Annotated in this window: 15 protein-coding genes; 3 read left to right on the top strand and 12 right to left on the bottom strand. The window is 68.9% G+C overall.

The window, feature by feature from the left end:
* Positions 1–191: 191 nt before the first annotated feature.
* The 3 genes from ACFWBT_RS31015 to ACFWBT_RS31005 all read right to left on the bottom strand — a co-directional run bounded on the left by ACFWBT_RS31015 (position 192) and on the right by ACFWBT_RS31005 (position 4,948).
* Positions 192–1,325 (bottom strand): amidase domain-containing protein, encoded by a 1,134-nt coding sequence (locus tag ACFWBT_RS31015; protein ID WP_385706261.1) that lies wholly within the window; start codon positions 1,323–1,325, stop codon positions 192–194.
* Between the two features lie 197 nt (positions 1,326–1,522).
* Positions 1,523–2,821 (bottom strand): hypothetical protein, encoded by a 1,299-nt coding sequence (locus ACFWBT_RS31010; RefSeq protein ID WP_385706259.1) that lies wholly within the window; start codon positions 2,819–2,821, stop codon positions 1,523–1,525.
* Between the two features lie 93 nt (positions 2,822–2,914).
* The gene (locus tag ACFWBT_RS31005; protein WP_385706257.1) at positions 2,915–4,948 is read right to left on the bottom strand and encodes a transglycosylase domain-containing protein; all 2,034 of its coding nucleotides are present in this window, start codon (positions 4,946–4,948) and stop codon (positions 2,915–2,917) included.
* 368 nt (positions 4,949–5,316) lie between these two features.
* Here ACFWBT_RS31005 and ACFWBT_RS31000 point away from each other — a divergent pair, with 368 nt between their 5' ends.
* Positions 5,317–5,544, top strand: a complete 228-nt coding sequence (locus ACFWBT_RS31000) for a zinc ribbon domain-containing protein (RefSeq protein ID WP_266758276.1) — start codon at positions 5,317–5,319, stop codon at positions 5,542–5,544.
* Between the two features lie 394 nt (positions 5,545–5,938).
* On the opposite strand, the gene ACFWBT_RS30995 is transcribed toward ACFWBT_RS31000, so the two are convergent.
* Genes ACFWBT_RS30995 through ACFWBT_RS30985 form a run of 3 tightly spaced genes read right to left on the bottom strand, consistent with a single transcriptional unit; the run spans position 5,939 to position 10,474 of the window.
* On the bottom strand, positions 5,939–6,766 hold the full coding sequence (locus ACFWBT_RS30995) for an HAD family hydrolase (RefSeq protein ID WP_385706254.1): 828 nt from the start codon (positions 6,764–6,766) through the stop codon (positions 5,939–5,941).
* Positions 6,766–9,261, bottom strand: coding sequence for a phosphoribosyltransferase (locus tag ACFWBT_RS30990; protein ID WP_385706253.1), 2,496 nt, complete (start codon positions 9,259–9,261; stop codon positions 6,766–6,768). Before ACFWBT_RS30990 ends, ACFWBT_RS30995 begins: the two co-directional genes overlap by 1 nt.
* Positions 9,262–9,304: 43 nt before the next feature.
* Entirely contained in the window at positions 9,305–10,474 is a 1,170-nt protein-coding gene (locus tag ACFWBT_RS30985; protein ID WP_385706251.1) for an HpcH/HpaI aldolase/citrate lyase family protein, read from the bottom strand.
* A 181-nt stretch (positions 10,475–10,655) separates the two neighbouring features.
* On the opposite strand from ACFWBT_RS30985, the gene ACFWBT_RS30980 reads away from it, so the two are divergent.
* Complete coding sequence (locus ACFWBT_RS30980) at positions 10,656–11,555, top strand: TerD family protein (RefSeq protein WP_385706249.1); 900 nt, start codon at positions 10,656–10,658, stop codon at positions 11,553–11,555.
* Positions 11,556–11,619: 64 nt separating this feature from the next.
* Here ACFWBT_RS30980 and ACFWBT_RS30975 read toward each other — a convergent pair whose 3' ends face one another.
* From ACFWBT_RS30975 to ACFWBT_RS30950, 6 genes are all read right to left on the bottom strand, one after another.
* The gene (locus ACFWBT_RS30975; RefSeq protein ID WP_385706247.1) at positions 11,620–12,357 is read right to left on the bottom strand and encodes a Tellurium resistance; all 738 of its coding nucleotides are present in this window, start codon (positions 12,355–12,357) and stop codon (positions 11,620–11,622) included.
* A gap of 96 nt (positions 12,358–12,453) precedes the next feature.
* Entirely contained in the window at positions 12,454–13,602 is a 1,149-nt protein-coding gene (locus tag ACFWBT_RS30970) for a DUF475 domain-containing protein (RefSeq protein ID WP_385706245.1), read from the bottom strand.
* A gap of 135 nt (positions 13,603–13,737) precedes the next feature.
* Positions 13,738–14,313 carry a TerD family protein gene (locus tag ACFWBT_RS30965; protein WP_081217084.1) on the bottom strand — a complete coding sequence of 192 codons (576 nt, stop codon included), beginning with the start codon at positions 14,311–14,313 and terminating at the stop codon, positions 13,738–13,740.
* Positions 14,314–14,414: 101 nt separating this feature from the next.
* Positions 14,415–14,990 carry a TerD family protein gene (locus ACFWBT_RS30960; RefSeq protein ID WP_385706243.1) on the bottom strand — a complete coding sequence of 192 codons (576 nt, stop codon included), beginning with the start codon at positions 14,988–14,990 and terminating at the stop codon, positions 14,415–14,417.
* A gap of 114 nt (positions 14,991–15,104) precedes the next feature.
* Positions 15,105–15,563 carry a peroxiredoxin gene (locus tag ACFWBT_RS30955; protein WP_266758292.1) on the bottom strand — a complete coding sequence of 153 codons (459 nt, stop codon included), beginning with the start codon at positions 15,561–15,563 and terminating at the stop codon, positions 15,105–15,107.
* A gap of 174 nt (positions 15,564–15,737) precedes the next feature.
* Entirely contained in the window at positions 15,738–16,166 is a 429-nt protein-coding gene (locus ACFWBT_RS30950; RefSeq protein WP_081217087.1) for a DUF3052 domain-containing protein, read from the bottom strand.
* Between the two features lie 467 nt (positions 16,167–16,633).
* Between ACFWBT_RS30950 and aceE the strand changes: the two genes are divergently transcribed.
* The gene (aceE, locus tag ACFWBT_RS30945) at positions 16,634–19,381 is read left to right on the top strand and encodes a pyruvate dehydrogenase (acetyl-transferring), homodimeric type (RefSeq protein WP_385706241.1); all 2,748 of its coding nucleotides are present in this window, start codon (positions 16,634–16,636) and stop codon (positions 19,379–19,381) included.
* The last annotated feature ends 1 nt before the right edge of the window (position 19,382 follow it).

The following is a 19,382-nucleotide window of genomic DNA, read 5'->3' as shown; positions in this document are numbered from 1 at the left end:
CTCCCCGGCAGCCCCGGCGGCAGCCCCGGCGGCAGCCCCGGCGGCAGCCCCGGCGGCAGCCCCGGCGGCAGCCCCGGCGGCAGCCCCGGCGGCAGCCCCGCGACGCTCGCGCAGCTCGCGTCACTCACGCCGCGGGGCCTTGCCGAGGTCGGGCCTGATCAGCTGCTGATCAGGTGCCGATCAGGAACCGATCAGGTCCGGTACGCGTAGAACGCCGAGTTCGGGTACGACGCGATGAGGCTCGACACCGATCGCCGGTAGGTGTCGGTGTCGTGGTAGGTCAGATACGGCACACCGCCGGAGCTCCGGTACGACGTGATCATGGAGTGGTCCTTGGACCCGTCCTTGTCGAAGTCCATCTGCATCACGTCGCCGATGTCCATCTGGTAGACGTTCGCCAGGGGGGTGGAACGCCGGGCGGTCTGGGTGAACCAGGACCACTCGTTGACGCCGACCCAGGTGTCGGTCTGCGAGGACGTGCCGTAGTTCCAGGTGCCGTACTCCTCGTCCGAGCTGGTGACCTTCGCCCAGCCGCCCGCCTTCAGGACCTGGCTCAGGTAGTTGGTGCAGTCGCCGCCGACCGCGTTGAAGCTCCGGTAGGCGGGGTTGTAGTTCTTCCAGTACGTCTCGGCGTACGTCGCCATGGCCGCGTAGTCGTACGGGGCGCCGGTGAGGTTCTTGGCGTTGGCGGGCGCGGGATACGTGGTCGCTGCCCGGGGGGCGTCGACAGCGGCCATCGTGGTCCTGCGGGGCGTGGTGGTGACGGGCTCGTTGACCTGCCGGGGACCCTTGTCCGTCGAGCGCTCGCCCGTCAGCTTCCAGGTGCCGTCCGCCTGGGCGGCGAAGGTCAGGACATGGTGTGCGCGGAAGCCCGTGCCGGCGGGCTCGTCTCCGCGGATCCTGCGGTAGGTGAGGGTGGTGGTCTCGGTGACCCAGGCGGTGGCCCGCTGTCCCGTCACCCGGGTCCTGTTCACGGTGACGCGGGTGTCACCGGCGCTGTAGGCCTCGCCGAGGGCCGCGAGGCGGGACCGCGTGCCGTGCAGCGAGGAGACCGCGGCGCTCTCGGTCTGCGCGAGGGTGTCGGAGACCCGTATGCCCGCCGTGGTCGCCTTCAGGGCCGTACGGGCCGTCGGGGCCCGGTCCAGGAGGGCGGCCGTGCGGTCGGTGAACACGGCGTCGGCCACGCGGCCGAAGGCGTCGGCCGTCGACGCGGTCACCCGGGGAGTGGGGGCCGCGGCGTGGGCGGCGGACAGGGGGAGCAGGAGGGCGGAGAGGGTGATCGCCCCCACGGTCGAGCAGCTGCGGCTCAACTTCTTCGATATCACTGACGATTCTCCTTGATCCCCGGTCGGACTCCGGGGAAGGGAATCTTTACATGTCCCACTCAACTGTGCTGAATCCGGGGGGAGTTCGCGTCGAGTGCAACCAAGTCCCTTATGTCGGAGGTAAGTTGACACTCAAGGCGATGTCGCGGACATAACGGCCCCACCGCGAGCACCGCTTCACCCATGGTCCGCGAGCACTACTTCACCACGGTCGCCCAGTCCGGCGACTGGGCGGGGTCCAGGCTGCGCAGCCGCTCCAGGGTCTCGGGCTTCTGCACATCGAGCCAGTCGGTCAGTTCACGGAAGGACACACAGCGAACGCCCTTCTTCGTGCACACGTTCTTGATGACCTGGTCGATGGACTTCATGTAGATGCCGCCGTTCCAGTCCTCGAAGTGGTTGCCGATGAACAGCGGTGCCCTGCTGCCGTAGTAGACGCGGTCGAATCCGGCCATGTAGGACTTGACGGTCTCCTGCTCCCACTGCGGGTACTTGGCCGGATCGCCCTCGGTCTCACCGTCGGACTGGTTGTAGAGGAAGTTGAAGTCCATGGACAGGCCTTGGTACTTGCCGCCCTCGTAAGGGAGCATCTGAAGCGGGAAGTCCCAGATGCCCTCCTTCTTGACGGGCCATATCTGGAAGTCGCCCGCGGAGCTGGCGTCGTAGCGCCAGTCGTACTTCTTGGCCGTGGCCTTCATGGCCTTGAGCAGGTTCTTCTGGCCTTCGAGGCAGGGTGCGCGCCCGCCGCTGACGGCACGCGCGGGGTCGAAGGGCAGCGCCGGAAGGTCACTGTCGCCGGTGTTGGTCTTCCACTTCTCGAGGAAGGAGAAGAACTGGTCGATCTCGCTCTCCCACTGCGCCACGCTCCAGTCCCCGCCGCCCTTGTCGCCGCAGAAGTGGCCGTTGAAGTGGGTGCCGATCTCGTTGCCGTCCTTCCACGCCTTGCCGAGCTCCTCCACCGTGGTGCGGATGTGCTCGTCGGTGGCGTAGCTGATGGCCGCCGATCCCGGCGCGTGCATGGGCGGCTCGTAGAGCGTCTTCTTGTCCTTGGGCAGCAGATAGATGCCGGTCAGGAAGAACGTCATGTGGGCGTTGTACTCCTCGGCCAGCTCCCGGTAGTGCGAGAAGAGCTCGTCGTCGCCCTGGAGGGCGCCGTCCCAGGAGAACACGACGAACTGGGGCGGCTTCTCACCGGGCTTGAGGGGTACGGCCTTCAACTCGCCCTTCTGCGGGCCGGTGTAGGACGTGGAGCCGTCGCCCAGCACCTTGGTCTTCCCGTCCCAGACCGGTTCCTTCTTCGCCTTGCCGTCGCCGGGAGCGTGCGCGCTGGCGGACGCGGCCGGTGTGGCCCTGTCCGTGTTCAGGGCCAGGTAGGTGGCGGCCATGGACGTGACGACGAGGAAGGCGGTCATGGCCGCGAAGCCCTGGCGTGCGGAGGCGGCGGCAGAACCGGGATCGGGCTCGCGGCGTCGGCGCCGGCTGTGCTTCGAGTTCATACGGGGCACATTCTGCGAGGGGGGTGGAAGGTTCGTGGCGCGGCCACCGGGTGGCCGTCGCTGGGGGCCGAGCCCAGTGGCCGGCCGACGGGGTCAGCGAAGCGGGCTCATGGCACCGGACCAGATGCCGTACGGCACGTCGGCGACGGGTGCGCCGGCGATCCCCTCGAGCGGCAGCGGTTCGAGGCTCTTGGACAGATCGATGCGGTACAGGACGACGGCCGTCGACACGGAACGGTTCGTGCCCACGTACCAGGCGGCCTTGTCGTCCAGCGTGGAACCCCTCTTGCCGGCCACCTCCGCCCCGACCGGGGCCGCGCCGGGGTGACCGGTGCGGAAGGAGTCCGAGAGCGCCTCGGTCACCTGGCGGGCCACCTCCGCGCGCATCGCGCGACGGGGTCCGGGCTTGTCCAGCCGGACGCGGGAGCCGTTGCGGGTGATGCGGCGCACGGAGAACGGCTCGATGTGCGTTCCGCCGGCGGCGAAGGTGGCGTAGGAACTGGCCATGCGGATCGCGCTGGGCGTGGAGGTGCCGAGGGAGAGCCCGGGGACCTGCGATCCGATGCTGGAGGAGAGCAGGCCCGACGCCTCGGCGGTTCTTCGCACCTGCTCCAGGCCCGTGTCCATGCCGAGCTGCATGAACACCGTGTTCACGTTCGCGGCGAGGGCCGAACGCAGCGTGATCTGCCCGTAGTTCTTGTTGCCTTCGTTGTGGGCGGCGACCTTCTTGCCGCTGCGGTCCCAGTAGGGGCCCTCGGGTGTGCTGACCGGTACACCGTCGTTGCCGTCGTAGAGCGCGTCGGGGGTGACGGGCGTGGCCGCGCTGTCGCGGGTCTTGGTGACGCCGTGCTCTAGGGCGGCGGCGTAGACGAAGGGCAGGAAGGCCGAACCGGCCTGGACGGTGGTCGCGTTGGACTCGTTGTAGCCCTGTTCGCGGTGGTCGGGGCCGCCGTAGACGGCGAGGACGCTTCCGTCGGCGCCGATGGAGGCGGCGCCGTAGTGGGCGGCCTTCGCGCCGTCCGGGTCGTCCTTCTTCGCCTTCTTGCGGGCCTTGGTCACGGCGGCGGTGAGCGCGGTCTCGCGCTCGCGGTCGAAGGTCGTGTAGATCTGGTAGCCGCCCAGGTCGAACTCCCGGGACGAGATGTGCCCGGCCTTCTTGGCGTACTGGGTCGCCAGCTCGACCAGGTAGTCGCTCTGCTTTCCGGTGTCGTACACCCCGGTCTGATCGCGCGGCTCGGGGAACTCCGTGTACTTGGCCCGCTCGGACTTCGACAGCGTGCCGGACTTGACCATGCGGTCGAGGATCCAGGACCAACGCTCCACGGCCCGCGCGTGGTTGGCCTTGCTCAGGGTGGGGTCGTAGAGACCCGCGCCCTTGAGGAGCGCGGCGAGGAGCGCGCCCTCGCTGGCGTTGAGCTTGCTCACGTCCTTGCCGTAGTAGGCCTGGGAGGCCCGCTGGAGGCCGTAGGTGCCGCGCCCGAACCAACTGGTGTTGAGGTAGCCCTCGAGGATCTTGTCCTTGCTCATCTTGTTGTCGAGCTTGAGGGCGATCATGGCCTCGGTGAACTTGCGGGTCACCGATCGGTTCTGGGTGAGATAGACGTTCTTGACGTACTGCTGGGTGATGGTGGAGCCGCCCTGGGTGTCCCCCTGGCCGACCGTGCGCACCAGGGCGCGGACCAGACCCTTGGCGGAGATTCCGGGGTCGGAGTAGAAGCTCTCGTTCTCCGCCGCGAGGACCGCCGAGCGCACGCCCTCGGGTATGTCCTTCAGCGGCATGTCCTGGCGCCGCACCCAGCCCGTACGGGCCATCGGCTTGCCGTCCGCCCAGAAATAGACATTGTCCTGCTGGGTGGCATATGTGTTCAGGTTCTGGGGTATGTCCGTTGCGGCGTAGGCGATGACCAGCAGCGAACCGCTCAGGCCGATGGACAGCGCGAAGGCGCCGAGCCACTGCCGCCAGGAGGGCAGCCAGCGTCGCCAACCGGCCCGGCCGGGGCGTGGATAGGCGGGTCTGAGGCGGCGGGCGAGCGGCACGAGGCGTGCGGCCAGGCCGGACAGTCGGGTGGGCTGCGAGGGCTTGCGACGAGAGCCGCGACCGCGCTGCGGTCCGGATGTGCTAGCCACGGCACGCTCCTGCGCGTGGGCGGCCCAAAGACAGGGGATTCGGAGCATCGTTGCGATGCCACGTCTTGGTCACGACTGCGTCTCCCTCCGCACTTCGGAATTGCGCGCGCGGGTAGTTGCAGCGGCCGCTTACGCGGCTGCGAGCCCCCCTCCCCGACCTTGCGGCTCGTCGCGGCCCTATTAAATTATCAGCGACCAATGCGATCTCTTCGATCAGCAACCAGACAAAAAAGTTCAGAGGTCAACGGGGCTCTCCAGTCGACCGGAGCCGACCTGCTCCCGCGCACCCTGCCGGGGCCTTGCTCCGGCACGCCGGGAAAGGCTGCCGAGCCCTACGGACATGGGCCGATCCCGGCTAACCTGTGCGCATGCCTCGCTACGAGTACCGCTGCCGGACCTGCGGCGACACCTTCGAACTGAGCCGACCGATGGCCGAATCCGCCGCCCCCGCGGACTGCCCCGCCGGGCACGACGACACCGTCAAACTCCTGTCGACGGTCGCTGTCGCCAAGGGTGGATCGGCGTCCGCGCCGGCGCCCGCGCCGCGTGCCGGTGGCGGCGGAGGCGGGTGCTGCGGCGGCGGCTGCTGCGGCTGATCCCGGGGGATTTCTCAGGAACTCTTCGGCTATGCCCGAAACCGCTCCGGCGTGTCGCGGCGGAACGGTTCCGGTCGCCCCAACAGGACGGTAACGGCACCAAGTTCCGTATATCCCCCGGGCGATCCCGAGACGGGCGAGTCCGGTGCGGAGCGATCCCAAGCACCCTCAACGGTGCAGAACCGGAACCGATTCCGACAAAACCGTGCAGAACGGACCCGGGGCGAGCGCGTCGGGTACCCGGGACCCCGGGCACCCCGGGCGCCCCGACACAGCGGGACCGGGGACCACGTCCGGTCTATCGCCCGGACCGGTCCGGCGCCGGGCGTGCCACGGGCCCGGTGGTCCCGGCCCCAGGACACGGCGGGGCCGGAACCGAGGTCCGCCATGTCCGTCAGGCCGGTACGGGCCCGGCGCAGGCGCCCAGGAACTCGCGGAGGATCCGCTCCCCCGCCGCCACACCCCGCTCCGGCAGCGCGGTGATCGCCGGTGCGGTCCAATCGGCTTCGGCGAGCTCACCGTGGCCCGGACGCCAGCCCCGGTCGACGGCGAGCAGCAGGTCGGCGTCGAGCAGCGAGTCCCCGGCGCCGAGGGTGAGGACGGCTCCGGTACGACGGGCGACCTCACGCACGGCCGCGCTCTTGGTGAGCGGCTTCGGCACTGCGTAGATCTTGCGGCCCTGCAGCGAGACCGTCCAGCCGCGGTTCTCCGCCCACACGGCCAGGTCCTTCACCCACTGCTCGGGGAGCAGTTCCCGCTCCACCACCAGATAGGCGAACAGGTCCTCGGCGATCCGGTGCTTGCGCACCCAGACCGGGTCCGCGGTGGCCGCCAGGTGCTCCCGCACCTCGTCGAGCGGCGCGCACTCGGAGGCCAGCCGCTCCATCACGCTCCGGTGCCAGTCGGGGTCGGAGACACCGTCGACGAGCAGATGCCCGCCGTTGGCGCAGATCGCGTACTCCGGGGCCGGACCGGGCAGGTTGATGCGCTGGTACTGCTTGCGGGTGCGGGTCGTGGTGGGCACGAAGTGGGCGAGGTCGCCGAGTTCGGTGAGCAGCCCGGCGGCCGTCTCCGTCATGTAGGACAGCGGCTTGCTCTCGTGCACCTCGACGCAGAGCAGCCGGGGCGCCCGCGCGTCCGGCATGGTCAGCGCGAGCGCGGCCGAGGAGTAGATGAGCGTGCGGTCGAGGTCGCTGGCGACGAGCACCTTGGGCGCGGACATCAGAGGGTCACCGCCTTGCCGTCGGCACCGGTCGCGCCGCGCGTGTACTTCGGGTGGATCAACCCCACGCAGGTGTACGGGAGTTCCTCGACCTCCTCGAGGGGCACCCCGCGCTGTTCGGCGAGCAGCCGAACGTGGTCGAGGTCGGCGCCCGCTCCGGCGCGCGCGAGGATCTTCCAGGGGACCCGGCGCAGCAGCACCCGGGTGGTCTCGCCGACGCCCGGCTTGACGAGGTTGACGTCGTGTATCCCGTACTCCTCGCTGATCCGCTCGACCGCCGCCCAGCCCTCCCAGGTGGGGTCGCGGTCGGCGGCGAGCAGTTCCTTCGCCCGGTCGCGGGCCGATTCGGCGACATCGGGGAAGTGGGCGGCGACGACGTCCAGGAACTCGACGGAGACGTCGGAACCGGCGAGCTCGCGGTAGAACTTCGCGCCGTGGAAGTCGTGTTCACCGACCAGGTCGGAGCGCAGCACGGTGCGCGAAATCAGCCCGGAGACGGTGGAGTTGAGGCAGGCGGAGGGGATCAGGAAGTCCTCGCGGGTGCCGTACGTCCGCACGCACGAGCCCGGGTCGGCGAGCACCGCGATCTCCGGATCGAAGCCGGTGACGCCCTCGGCTTCCTCGAACTCCTCGATGGCGTCGGCGAGTTCGCGGGTGATGGCGCCCTTGCCGGTCCAGCCGTCGACGAAGACGACGTCGGCCGGGTCGTGGTGGGCGGCGAGCCAGCGCAGCGCGTTGGCGTCGATGCCGCGGCCGCGGACGATGGAGACGGCGTAGTGCGGCAGTTCGATGCCGTGCTGGTGCTCGGCCCAGCGCCGCATCAGGACGCCGACGGGGGTGCCGGCCCGGGCCAGGGACACCAGGACGGGGCGGGGAGACCGTTCGGCGAGCACCAGTTCGGTGACGGCGCCGACGGCCTCGGCGATCCGGGCGGCCGAGGTGGCGAGGGCCGCGCGGAAGAGCTCCTGGTACTGGGGGCTCGGCTGGTACTCGACCGGCAGCGACTCCGCGTAGTGGGCGCCGCCGCTCTGGATCGCCTCCTCGCGCTCCTCGGTCGGCGCCTCCAGCGTCACGTCCGACAGGTCCTGCAGCAGCCAGCCGACCTCGTCGGGGGCGTACGAGGAGAAGGCGGGGCCGCGGAGGGGCTCGGGCAGCATGGAGGGCCTTTCGGTGGACGGCCGTGCGGGGACGTACGACGGGACGACGGCGAGCAGGACACGCGGGGTGTGCGCCGCCAGCTGGGCCAACAGGCCGTCGGGCGCGTGCAGTTCGGGGGTGTCGGCGGCGGAGTCGACGACCGCCACGACGGCGTCGAAACCGGCACCCGCGACGTTGTAGGCGTAGCGCTCGCCGGGGCCGTCGTCCGGGTCGTCATGGGCCGGGAAGACGACGCGGCTGCGGATCGCGTAGCCGGGGTCGTCGAGGGCCAGCACCGGGGACCGGGTCGTGGTGGAGAAGCGCACCTCGGCGGACACCACCTGCTCCAGCTCGCGGGCCAGCCGGAGCGGCGCGTACATCAGTTCCTCGAAGCCGAGCACCAGCACGCGGCGCGCCCCCTCGGGCAGGGCGTCGGCGAGCCGTGCGGCCATGGCGGGCAGGGCACCGTCCAGGCGTATTCGGTGTCCGGGCGTGAACCCGTGCCGTCCGCCGTCGGGGAGGCCACGGGGCCAGCCGAGCTCGACACGGACGGCCCGGCCCGCGCCCTCGGGGGCGGGTGCCCCGGGCGCCGCCGGTTCGTGCCGGGCGACGAGCTCCATCCCCTTGGCCAGGACGTCCTCGGGGAGGCGCACGGTGCCCGACGCGGCCGAGACCAGGTCGACGCGGGCGCCGATCTCCCCGGCGAACTTCTCGAAGCGCACCAGGTCGGGCTCCGACCGCATGTCGACCAGCGCGACGACGACGTACCGCTCACGCGGGTAGCGCTCGTGCAGGTCGCGGATGGTGTTGAGGACGGTGTTGCCGGTGGAGAACTCGTCGTCGACGAGGATCAGCGGGCCGGGGCCCGCGAGCAGGTCCGGGTCCTCGGGGAGAAGGAGGTGCGAGGTGGCGTGCGAGTGGGACTCCTCGAAGCCGCCCGCCCGCCGGACGCCGCGGACCGGGCGGCGGGTGGAGTGGAGGTAGGGCGCGACGCCCACCCCGTCGGCGACCGAGTGACCGAGCCCGGTGGCGGTCTCGGCGTACCCGAGGACCACGGCGGCGCGGGCGTCGTCGGTGCCCAGCAGCGCGCGCACCCGCCGGCCGAGCGCGAACCCGTATCCGTGGACGACGGAGGGCGACTGCGGCACGTGCTTGCCCAGGACGTTCGAGACGAGCAGGTGGGCGCGCTTGGGGTTGCGCCGCAGCGCGAGCCCCAGGAGGTCGCTCAGCCCCTCGTCGCCGACGAGTTCGACACCGAGCCGCTCGGCGACCCAGGTCCCCGTCCACACCGCGTCGTCCGCGGCGTCCGGGGCGTTCCTGTCGTCGGGGTGGTTCGGGTCGTGCGCTGGGGTGTTCATCGGTTCCTTGCTGTCGGGGTTGCGCGTCGTCGGCCGGTCCGGCTCACGCCGGGAGTCCGGCGGTGAGCAGCTCGACGAAGCCGATGTCCTCGTGGGCGACCCCGAAGATCTCGGCGCGCAGCAGAGTGCGCTCGGCCCAGGCGCGATGCGGCTTCACCTCGTTCATTTTGTTCGTGTACGCCGACCTCAGTACACCCCCGCCGCCGCGCTCCGGCCTGAGGATGTCCTGGGCGTCACTGAACTCCTCATGGCTGACCACGGACAGTGCGTGCACGGGCAGCACGTGGGAGGGGTGGATGCAGGTCTTGCCCATCAGGCCGTTGGCCTGGTCGAGGGTGATCTCGCGCAGCAGCCCGTCCATGGCGTGCTCGATCAGCGTGGCGCGCAGTTCCTCCGCCTGTCCCTCCAGGAAGGGGCTGCGGCGCAGCTGCGGCTTGAACATGCGTTCCTGGACGCGGAAGTACTCCCACACCGGCCCGGTGACCGTGAAGCCGGTGCCGTCGGCCCGCCCCAGAATGTTGACCACGTCGGCGATCACGGAGGCGACCACCTGGACGTCGTACGCCGTCATGTCGGGGGCCCGGCGCAGCGCGTACGAGGAGCAGAAGTCCGTCACGCCGAGGCGCAGCGCGAGCACCCGGTCGCGGTACTTGTCGACGGCGCGGGAGATGCCCTCCAGGGTCTCCACGCGCGATTCCCGGTAGAGCAGCTCGGGCGACTCCAGGACGGGCATGGCGAAGAGCCGTCGGCCGCTCGCCGCCTCGGCGGAGGAGAGGGCCTCCAGGAAGGGCATGCCGCGTTCCTCGGTGAACTTCGGCATCACGAATCCGGACAGCAGCCGGACGGCGGGGCCGAGGCGCTGCACGAGGTCGGGGATCTGCTCGGGGTGGCGGACCCGCACGAACAGCAGCGGCGGCTCACCGGCGTCCGGGCGTGCCGCGAGGTCGGTGAACTGGCGGACCAGGTTCTCCTCGGCGCCCACGACCTCGGAGTCGTCGATCGAGTCCTCCAGGCACAGCACCATGGAGACCACGCCCCGCGCGGTCTGCTTGACGATGTCGTCGGCGAGCTGCGGCCGGGTCGCCGGGCTGTACAGCGTCGCCCCGAGGGCCGCGGCGAGCACTCTGGCCGGGGAGTCGGGCGTGAAGACGCCCGGTTCCCGGTGAAAGAGGCGCTGCCGCTGTTCCGGGGTGATGTGACCGAAATGACGCATGAAACTCCCCCGTGGCGGCTAGGGCGGCCAGATGTGATGTGGCCGGTAATAGTACGTATGGATCCATGTCACAGGTTCCCACCAGGCATGAAGTTCAGGTAACTCCACCGTGTCCAACACCCGCCGGTTCCGGGACGACCCCGCATTGTCGTGACCAGGACCGACAGGGCAGGATGACCGCATGACGCACGCGATGCTGAAAGGGTCGAACGTCCCGCTGGACGCTACAGCGGTGCGCGCCGTCCTGCGCTGGGCGCCCGGGCAGGGTGTCCCCGATGTCGATGCCTCGGCGCTGCTCCTCGGCCCCGGCGGTCGTGTGCGATCCGACGAGGACTTCGTCTTCTACAACCAGCCCCGCCATCCGTCCGGCAAGGTGTGGCGACTCGGCAAGAAGCGGGTCACCGAGGGCCTCACCGACACGATCCAGACAGATCTGACGGGTGTCGAGTCCAGTGTCGGACGCATTCTCGTGGTCGCTTCGGCGGATGACGTCACCTTCGATCACGTACGCGATCTGCGCATTCTGCTGTACGACGCCACCGTCACGGACGGTGAACCGCTGGCGTACTTCGACATCAAGCCGGAGACCGGTGCGGAGACCGCGTTGATCTGCGGCGAGCTGTACCGGCGCGGTGACGGCTGGAAGTTCCGGGCGCTCGGCGAGGGCTACTCCAACGGTCTGGTGGGGCTCGCGACCGACTTCGGAATCTCGGTGGACGAGTCCGAGGCCGCCGCGGCGGGATCCGCACCGGAGGCCACGACCTGGGCCGCGCCCGCCACGGCTCCCGAGACGTCGGTGCCGCTGCCGCCGGAGCAGTCCGCCCCGGTCACACAGCAGCCCGCCCCGGTCCCCCAGCAGCCCGCGTACGGCTATCCGCAGCCGGCCGCCGCCGCGGTGACCGAGCCGGCGTACGGCTACCCCCAGCCGGCCCAGCAGGGCGGCCAGTCCGCCTACGGCTACCCGCAGCCCCAGACGGCACCGGCCACGCAGCCGGCGTACGGCTTCCCGCAGGCGGTGGGCGCGGGGCCGGACCCGGACTTCAGGCTGCCGCCGCAGGGGCCGCAGTTCCTCGGCCGCTGAGCGCGATCGCCGGCCGTCCGGCGGGCGTGAGCGCCGTCCTCCGGCCGATGGGCGCGAGAACCGGCTAACGGTCGACCTTCGACTTGTACCCGCGTCCCCACTGGAGCCCCCAGCCGTAGAGGCGGTCGAGTTCGGCCTGGAAGCCGTACACGAACTTCACCTCGCGGCGTACGGTCACCACGCCCTTGTTGAACTCGATCATGACGACGGCGCAGGAGCGGGCCTGCGGATGGCGTTCGTCGAGGCCGATCTCGATGCGCGGGCCGTTGCTCGGATACAGCGTGATGATCGCGTGCGTACGGTCGAAGGCCGGGGTCTGGTCGTAGATGTAGACGAAGACCAGCAGCCGTCTGATGTCGTCGCGGTGGTCGAGGTTGACGAAGGCCGTCTCGCCCGAGCCCGAGCCGAAGCGGTCGTCGCCGCTGAGCTTGACGAACGGCGGGGCGTTGAGTTCACCGAAGAAGCTGCCGAGCGGCTGGACGACGCCCTTGGTGCCGTCCGTCAGCTCGTACATGACGCCGAGGTCGAGGTCGACGTTGACCATGCTCTGGGTGTGCGCCTGGACCACTTCCGGTTTGAAGGTGCGGAAGGGGTGGCGCAGCAGGCTCCCGCGCTGCGGCCCGCTGATGTCGGAGGTACGCATCCGCCAGGACAGGTTGATGCGGAGGTTGCCGGTGGCCGCGCCCTGTTTGGTGAGCGAGACCGTGTGGTTGCGCTTGGTCAGTTCGATGGAGTTGGAAGCCGCGCTGCCGGAGTCGAAGTCCGCCGAGCGCCCGCGCCACAGGTCCTGCCAGATGCCCATTCCGCCCCCCACGTTCTTCGATGTGCGGCGGGGCGGCCGCCGAGGACTTGTCCTCCACGACCGCCCCGCTCAGAGCGTTCCTCAACCAGAGGGGTGTCACACCCCGGACGAGACCTCAGCCTTCTCGTCCGAGGTCGGGGCTTTTCCCTCGGCCTCCGCGAGCGCCTTGTTGCGGCGTACCGAGGACCAGAAGGACCAGGCGATCAGGATGACGCCGACGAGGCCGGTGATGACCTCGTGAATCTCGTACTGGATGGTGACGAGGAGGATCACGGCGAGGGCGCCGATCGCGTAGTGCGCGCCGTGCTCCAGGTAGACGTAGTCGTCGAGGGTGCCCTGGCGGACCAGGTAGACCGTGAGCGACCGGACGTACATGGCGCCGATGCCGAGGCCGAGCGCCATCAGCACGATGTCGTTGGTGATGGCGAAGGCGCCGATGACGCCGTCGAAGGAGAAGGAGGCGTCCAGCACTTCCAGGTACAGGAACATGAAGAACGCGGCCTGGCCGGCGAGGACGACGGCCGGCTTCTTCTTGCCGGTCCGCTCGGCCTCCTCCTCCGCCTCGTGTTCGCGCTCCTCCTCCTCTTCGAGCTTGTCCTCGAAGTAGCCGGAGAGGCCACCGACGATCATGTACGTGATCAGGCCGGCGACGCCGGAGATCAGCACCGTCTGCGCCTTGTCGACGTGTCCGCCGCCGTGCTGATGGGCGTGGACCGCGAAGGTCATGGAGGTGATCAGCAGGACGATCAGGGCGATGCAGACCGACAGCATGTCGACCTTGCCGAGCTTGGCCAGCGGCCGCTCGATCCAGCGCAGCCACTGAATGTCCCGGTCCTCGAAGATGAAGTCGAGGAAGATCATCAACAGGAACATGCCACCGAAGGCGGCGATCGACGGGTGGGCGTCGGTCACCAGCTGCTGGTACTGGTCCTTGTCGTTGAGAGCGAGATCGACCGCGTCGATCGGGCCGATCTTGGCGCTCATGGCGACGATCACGACGGGGAAGATCAGGCGCATGCCGAAGACGGCGATCAGCACACCGATGGTGAGGAAGATCTTCTGCCAGAAGGCATTCATCTTCTTCAGGATTCCGGCGTTGACCACCGCGTTGTCGAAGGACAGCGAGATCTCCAGGACGGCCAGGATCGCCACGATGCCGAAGGCGGTCCACCCCCCGTAGAAGGCCGCTGCGACCAGACCGAGCGCGGTAATCGCGAACGACCAGCCGAAGGTTTTCAGAAGCACTGGCTACCCAATCATCGTGTGGTGGGGGCACCCCCAAGCGCTAGCTTGGGGGAGGGTCGCCCCCGCGCCGTACTCGGCTTTACCTACTGTTGACCACGAAGTCTAAGGGTCCGCCTTCGACCGGTGCAGGTGGGCCTAGGAAACATTCACCCCGAAGTCGAGCGCGATGCCCCGCAGCCCCGACGCGTACCCCTGACCGACCGCGCGGAACTTCCACTCGGCGTTGTAGCGGTAGACCTCGCCGAAGATCATCGCCGTCTCGGTGGAGGCGTCCTCGGAGAGGTCGTAGCGGGCGAGCTCCTGGCCGTCGGCCTGGTTCACGACACGGATGAAGGCGTTGCTGACCTGGCCGAAGGTCTGGCCGCGATTGTCCGCGTCATGGATGGAGACCGGGAAGACGATCTTGTCGACGTTGGCCGGGACCTTGGAGAGGTCGATCAGGATCGACTCGTCGTCGCCCTCGCCCTCACCCGTGAGGTTGTCACCGGTGTGCTCCACCGAGCCGTCGGGGCTCTTGAGCTGGTTGTAGAAGATGAACCACTCGTCCCCGAGCACACGGCCGCCGTTGCACAGCAGGGCGCTGGCGTCGAGGTCGAAGTCGGCTCCGGTCGTGGAACGTGCGTCCCAGCCGAGCCCGATCATCACCTGTGTGAGGTTCGGTGCGGCCTTCGAGAGGGAGACATTGCCCCCCTTGGCGAGCGTGACGCCCATGATGCTGGTCCTCCCCGAGGTCGATCTTCACTTGGTACGGCTGATCCGGTGCCGCACCGGAAAGGTGCGGCACCGGACCGAAGTGTCCGAGGCCCTGGGGCTCAGACGTTGACGCCGAAGTCCTGCGCGATACCGCGCAGGCCGGAGGCGTAGCCCTGGCCGATGGCGCGGAACTTCCATTCGGCGCCGTTGCGGTAGAGCTCGCCGAAGACCATCGCGGTCTCCGTCGAGGCGTCCTCGGACAGGTCGTAACGCGCGATCTCCGCCTCGCCGGCCTGGTTCACCACGCGGATGTACGCGTTGCGGACCTGGCCGAAGGACTGCTGGCGGCTCTCGGCCTCGTAGATGGAGACCGGGAACACGATCTTCGTGACGTCGGCGGGGACGGCGGCGAGGTTGACCTTGATCTGCTCGTCGTCGCCCTCGCCCTCACCGGTGATGTTGTCGCCGGTGTGCTCCACCGAGCCGTCCGGGCTCTTCAGGTTGTTGAAGAACACGAAGTTCTGGTCGGAGCTGACCTTGCCGTCCGCGTTCGTGAGGATGGCACTGGCATCGAGGTCGAAGTCCACGCCGGTCGTGGTCCGGGCGTCCCATCCCAGACCGACGATGACCGCGGTCAGTCCCGGGGCCTCCTTCGACAGCGATACGTTGCCGCCCTTGCTGAGGCTGACTCCCACGAGTCCTCCCAATGGTGTTCAGGGGCGGGGAGCCCCGTAGGTGCGTTGGTATCGGATCAACGGTTCGATCCTAGTGAGGGGTTCCCGTGCCTTGCAGGGCTTGGAACCGACCAATCACAGGGTGTCGAGCGCCTTGACGTACTCGTTCAGGTCACGCGCGTCCGGCAGGGCGTTGACGACGGTCCAGCGGACGACACCCTCCTTGTCGATGATGAACGTGCCGCGCACGGCGCAGCCCTTGTCCTCGTCGAAGACGCCGTACGCGCGCGAAATGTTGCCGTGCGGCCAGAAATCGGAGAGAAGCGGGTACTCCAGGCCCTCCTGCTCGGCGAAGACGCGCAGGGTGTGGATGGAGTCGTTGGACACCGCCAGCAGCTGGGTGTCGCGGTCGGTGAACTGCGGCAGGTTGTCGCGCAGGGAGCACAGCTCGCCCGTGCACACGCCCGTGAAGGCGAACGGGTAGAAGAGCAGCACCACGTTCTTGTCGCCACGGAAGTCGGACAGTTTCACGGTGGCGCCGTGGTTGTCCTTCAGCTCGAAGTCCGGGGCCTTGGTGCCGACCTCGATGGCCATAGTCACTCGCTTCCCTTCCAAAGGTCTGTTCGGGTGACGACCAGCGTACGCAGTGATCGACACCGGGCCCCCGGCGCGGCCCCGGCGGGCCGGTTCGGGCGTATGCGTGAGGCCCCCGCCGAGGTGGCTCGGCGGGGGCCTCACGGATGCTCTGCTTGCAGACGGGGCTGCAGCTCAGCGCTTCGACTTGGGGGTGGCCAGGCGGGTACCCGACCATTCCTTGCCGACGGAGATGCTCTTCGTCTGGGAGAGGCCGGCTGTCTGTGCGGCATCGCTGATGTCGCTGGGCTCGACGTAACCGTCCCTGCCGGTCTTCGGGGTCAGCAGCCAGATCATGCCGCCGTCCTCAAGGAGACCGATGACGTCCACCAGTGCGTCCGTGAGATCGCCGTCCTCGTCCCGGAACCACAACAGCACCACGTCAGCGACGTCGTCGTAGTCCTCGTCGACCAGATCCTGGCCGATCAGCGATTCGATGCCTTCACGGAGCTCGTGGTCAACGTCGTCGTCGAAGCCGATCTCCTGGACCACCTGTCCGGGCTCGAACCCCAGCCTGGCGGCCGGGTTGGTCCGCTCCTCCGCGTGGTCCGCGGTCGCGCTCACGGCTTGCCTCCTGATCATGTTTCGGAATTAGGGTCTCCCTCTGCTCGTCCAGAGTCAGGGGGAGTCTCAGCCACGCGCGTACGCGAAGCGTTGGCCGTAGTCCACACGGGCGGAGCGGATCGCGCAAGTACCCGGCCGTCGAGACCGCCGAAACGGTGACGATCCTGGCAGTGCCGACGCAACTCCCGGCGGGCCATCATGACGCCACGTGACGGGCACCACACCCTTCTGCCCCATTTATGGGCTTCGGAACCCTTGGACCGTACGAGAGCCGAACGGCTTTGCGGAACGCGTCACGTACTGAGCGTATCGTTGCGTTTTGGTCGGGCCCGTCCCAACGGTCTGTACGAACGTCTCGGTTACCCCTTAGTAGAGATGACGTACGCGTTCCCGAGGTACACGATGGGGAACGGTGCAGATACAGGGAAAACCCACCGTAGACAGCCCTCTGACAGCGAAGGAACAGCGTGGCTTCCGGATCCGATCGCAACCCGATCATCATTGGCGGCCTTCCCAGCCAGGTCCCGGACTTCGACCCTGAGGAGACTCAGGAGTGGCTCGACTCCCTCGACGCCGCCGTCGACCAGCGCGGCCGTGAGCGGGCCCGCTACCTGATGCTGCGGCTGATCGAGCGGGCGCGCGAGAAGCGCGTGGCCGTGCCCGAGATGCGCAGCACGGACTACGTCAACACGATCGCGACCAGGGACGAGCCGTTCTTCCCTGGCAACGAGGAGATCGAGCGCAAGATCCTCAACGCGACCCGCTGGAACGCGGCCGTGATGGTCTCCAGGGCGCAGCGCCCCGGCATCGGCGTCGGCGGCCACATCGCGACCTTCGCCTCCTCCGCCTCGCTCTACGACGTCGGCTTCAACCACTTCTTCCGCGGCAAGGACGAGGGCGACGGCGGCGACCAGATCTTCTTCCAGGGGCACGCCTCGCCGGGCATCTACGCCCGCGCGTTCCTCCTCGACCGGCTCTCCGAGCAGCAGCTCGACGCGTTCCGGCAGGAGAAGTCGAAGGCTCCCTACGGCCTGTCCTCGTACCCGCACCCCCGGCTGATGCCGGATTTCTGGGAGTTCCCGACGGTGTCGATGGGCCTCGGCCCGCTCGGCGCGATCTTCCAGGCGCGCATGAACCGCTACATGGAGGCGCGCGACATCGCGGACACCTCCAAGTCCCACGTCTGGGCGTTCCTCGGTGACGGCGAGATGGACGAACCGGAATCGCTCGGCCAGCTGTCGATCGCCGCGCGCGAGGGCCTGGACAACCTGACCTTCGTCGTGAACTGCAACCTCCAGCGCCTCGACGGCCCGGTGCGCGGCAACGGCAAGATCATCCAGGAGCTGGAGTCGCAGTTCCGGGGCGCCGGCTGGAACGTCATCAAGCTGGTCTGGGACCGCACCTGGGACCCGCTGCTCGCACAGGACCGCGACGGCGTCCTGGTCAACCGCCTGAACACCACGCCGGACGGCCAGTTCCAGACGTACGCCACGGAGACGGGCGCGTACATCCGCCAGCACTTCTTCGGCGACGACCACCGGCTGCGCGCGATGGTCGAGGGCATGACCGACGACCAGATCCTGCACCTCGGGCGTGGCGGCCACGACCACAAGAAGATCTACGCGGCGTTCTCGGCGGCCAAGGCGCACGCGGGCCAGCCGACGGTGATCCTGGCGCAGACGGTCAAGGGCTGGACGCTCGGCCCGAACTTCGAGGGCCGCAACGCCACGCACCAGATGAAGAAGCTGACGGTCGCCGACCTCAAGGGTTTCCGCGACCGGCTGCACCTTCCGATCACCGACAAGGAGCTGGAGGACGGCGCGCCGCCGTACTACCACCCGGGCCGGAACTCGGAGGAGATCCAGTACATGCACGACCGCCGCAAGGGGCTCGGCGGGTACGTCCCGACGCGCGTCGTGCGGTCGAAGCCGCTGGCCCTGCCCGAGGAGAAGACGTACGCGAGTGTGAAGAAGGGCTCGGGTCAGCAGTCCATCGCCACGACCATGGCCTTTGTGCGACTGCTCAAGGACCTCATGCGGGACAAGGAGATCGGCAAGCGGTTCGTGCTGATCGCGCCCGACGAGTACCGCACCTTCGGCATGGACTCGTTCTTCCCGAGTGCGAAGATCTACAACCCGCTCGGCCAGCAGTACGAGTCGGTGGACCGCGAACTGCTCCTCGCCTACAAGGAGTCGCCGACCGGCCAGATGCTGCACGACGGCATCTCGGAGGCGGGCTGCACGGCCTCGCTGATCGCGGCGGGATCGGCGTACGCCACCCATGGCGAGCCGCTCATCCCGGTCTACGTCTTCTACTCGATGTTCGGTTTCCAGCGAACGGGTGACCAGTTCTGGCAGATGGCCGACCAGCTGGCGCGCGGTTTCGTGCTGGGCGCGACCGCCGGACGTACCACGCTGACCGGTGAGGGCCTCCAGCACGCGGACGGCCACTCGCAGCTGCTCGCCTCGACCAACCCGGGCTGTGTCGCCTACGACCCGGCGTTCGGCTTCGAGATCGCGCACATCGTCCAGGACGGTCTGCGCCGCATGTACGGCTCGTCCGAGGAGCACCCGCACGGCGAGGACGTCTTCTACTACCTCACCGTCTACAACGAGCCGCTCCAGCACCCGGCCGAGCCGGAGAACGTGGACGCCGAGGGCATCCTGAAGGGCCTGTACCGCTTCAGCGAGGGCACCTCGGGCACGATCCCCGCGCAGATCATGGCCTCCGGTGTCGCCGTCCCCTGGGCCATCGAGGCGCAGCGGATCCTCTCCGAGGAGTGGAACGTCAGGGCGGACGTCTGGTCGGCGACGTCCTGGAACGAGCTGCGACGCGAGGCCGTGGACGTGGAGCGGCACAATCTGCTGCACCCCGAGGAGGAGCAGCGCGTCCCGTACGTGACCCAGAAGCTCTCCGCCGCCCAGGGTCCGTTCGTGGCGGTCTCCGACTGGATGCGATCGGTTCCCGACCAGATCTCCCGGTGGGTGCCCGGCACCTACCAGTCGCTCGGCGCGGACGGCTTCGGCTTCGCGGACACGCGGGGCGCGGCCAGGCGTTTCTTCCACATCGACGCGGAGTCGATCGTGGTCGCCGTGCTGACCGAGCTGGCCCGTGAGGGCAAGGTGGACCGGTCGGTGCTGAAGCAGGCGGTCGACCGCTATCAGCTGCTCGACGTGACGGCGGCCGACCCGGGCGCGGCGGGCGGCGTCGCGTAGC

The sequence above is a fragment of the Streptomyces sp. NPDC060027 genome (assembly GCF_042737005.1).
Classification (GTDB): domain Bacteria; phylum Actinomycetota; class Actinomycetes; order Streptomycetales; family Streptomycetaceae; genus Streptomyces.
The sequence above is the reverse complement of the archived record's forward strand: the minus strand, read 5'-3'. Positions and strand labels throughout refer to the sequence as shown.

Excerpts from the sequence above, each read along its gene's own strand:
- ACFWBT_RS31010 (WP_385706259.1), bottom strand. The coding sequence starts at position 2,821 with ATGAACTCGAAGCACAGCCGGCGCCGACGCCGCGAGCCCGATCCCGGT.
- ACFWBT_RS31000 (WP_266758276.1), top strand. The coding sequence starts at position 5,317 with ATGCCTCGCTACGAGTACCGCTGCCGGACCTGCGGCGACACCTTCGAA.
- ACFWBT_RS30995 (WP_385706254.1), bottom strand. The coding sequence starts at position 6,766 with ATGTCCGCGCCCAAGGTGCTCGTCGCCAGCGACCTCGACCGCACGCTC.
- ACFWBT_RS30990 (WP_385706253.1), bottom strand. The coding sequence starts at position 9,261 with ATGAACACCCCAGCGCACGACCCGAACCACCCCGACGACAGGAACGCC.
- ACFWBT_RS30985 (WP_385706251.1), bottom strand. The coding sequence starts at position 10,474 with ATGCGTCATTTCGGTCACATCACCCCGGAACAGCGGCAGCGCCTCTTT.
- ACFWBT_RS30980 (WP_385706249.1), top strand. The coding sequence starts at position 10,656 with ATGACGCACGCGATGCTGAAAGGGTCGAACGTCCCGCTGGACGCTACA.
- ACFWBT_RS30975 (WP_385706247.1), bottom strand. The coding sequence starts at position 12,357 with ATGGGCATCTGGCAGGACCTGTGGCGCGGGCGCTCGGCGGACTTCGAC.
- ACFWBT_RS30965 (WP_081217084.1), bottom strand. The coding sequence starts at position 14,313 with ATGGGCGTCACGCTCGCCAAGGGGGGCAATGTCTCCCTCTCGAAGGCC.
- ACFWBT_RS30955 (WP_266758292.1), bottom strand. The coding sequence starts at position 15,563 with ATGGCCATCGAGGTCGGCACCAAGGCCCCGGACTTCGAGCTGAAGGAC.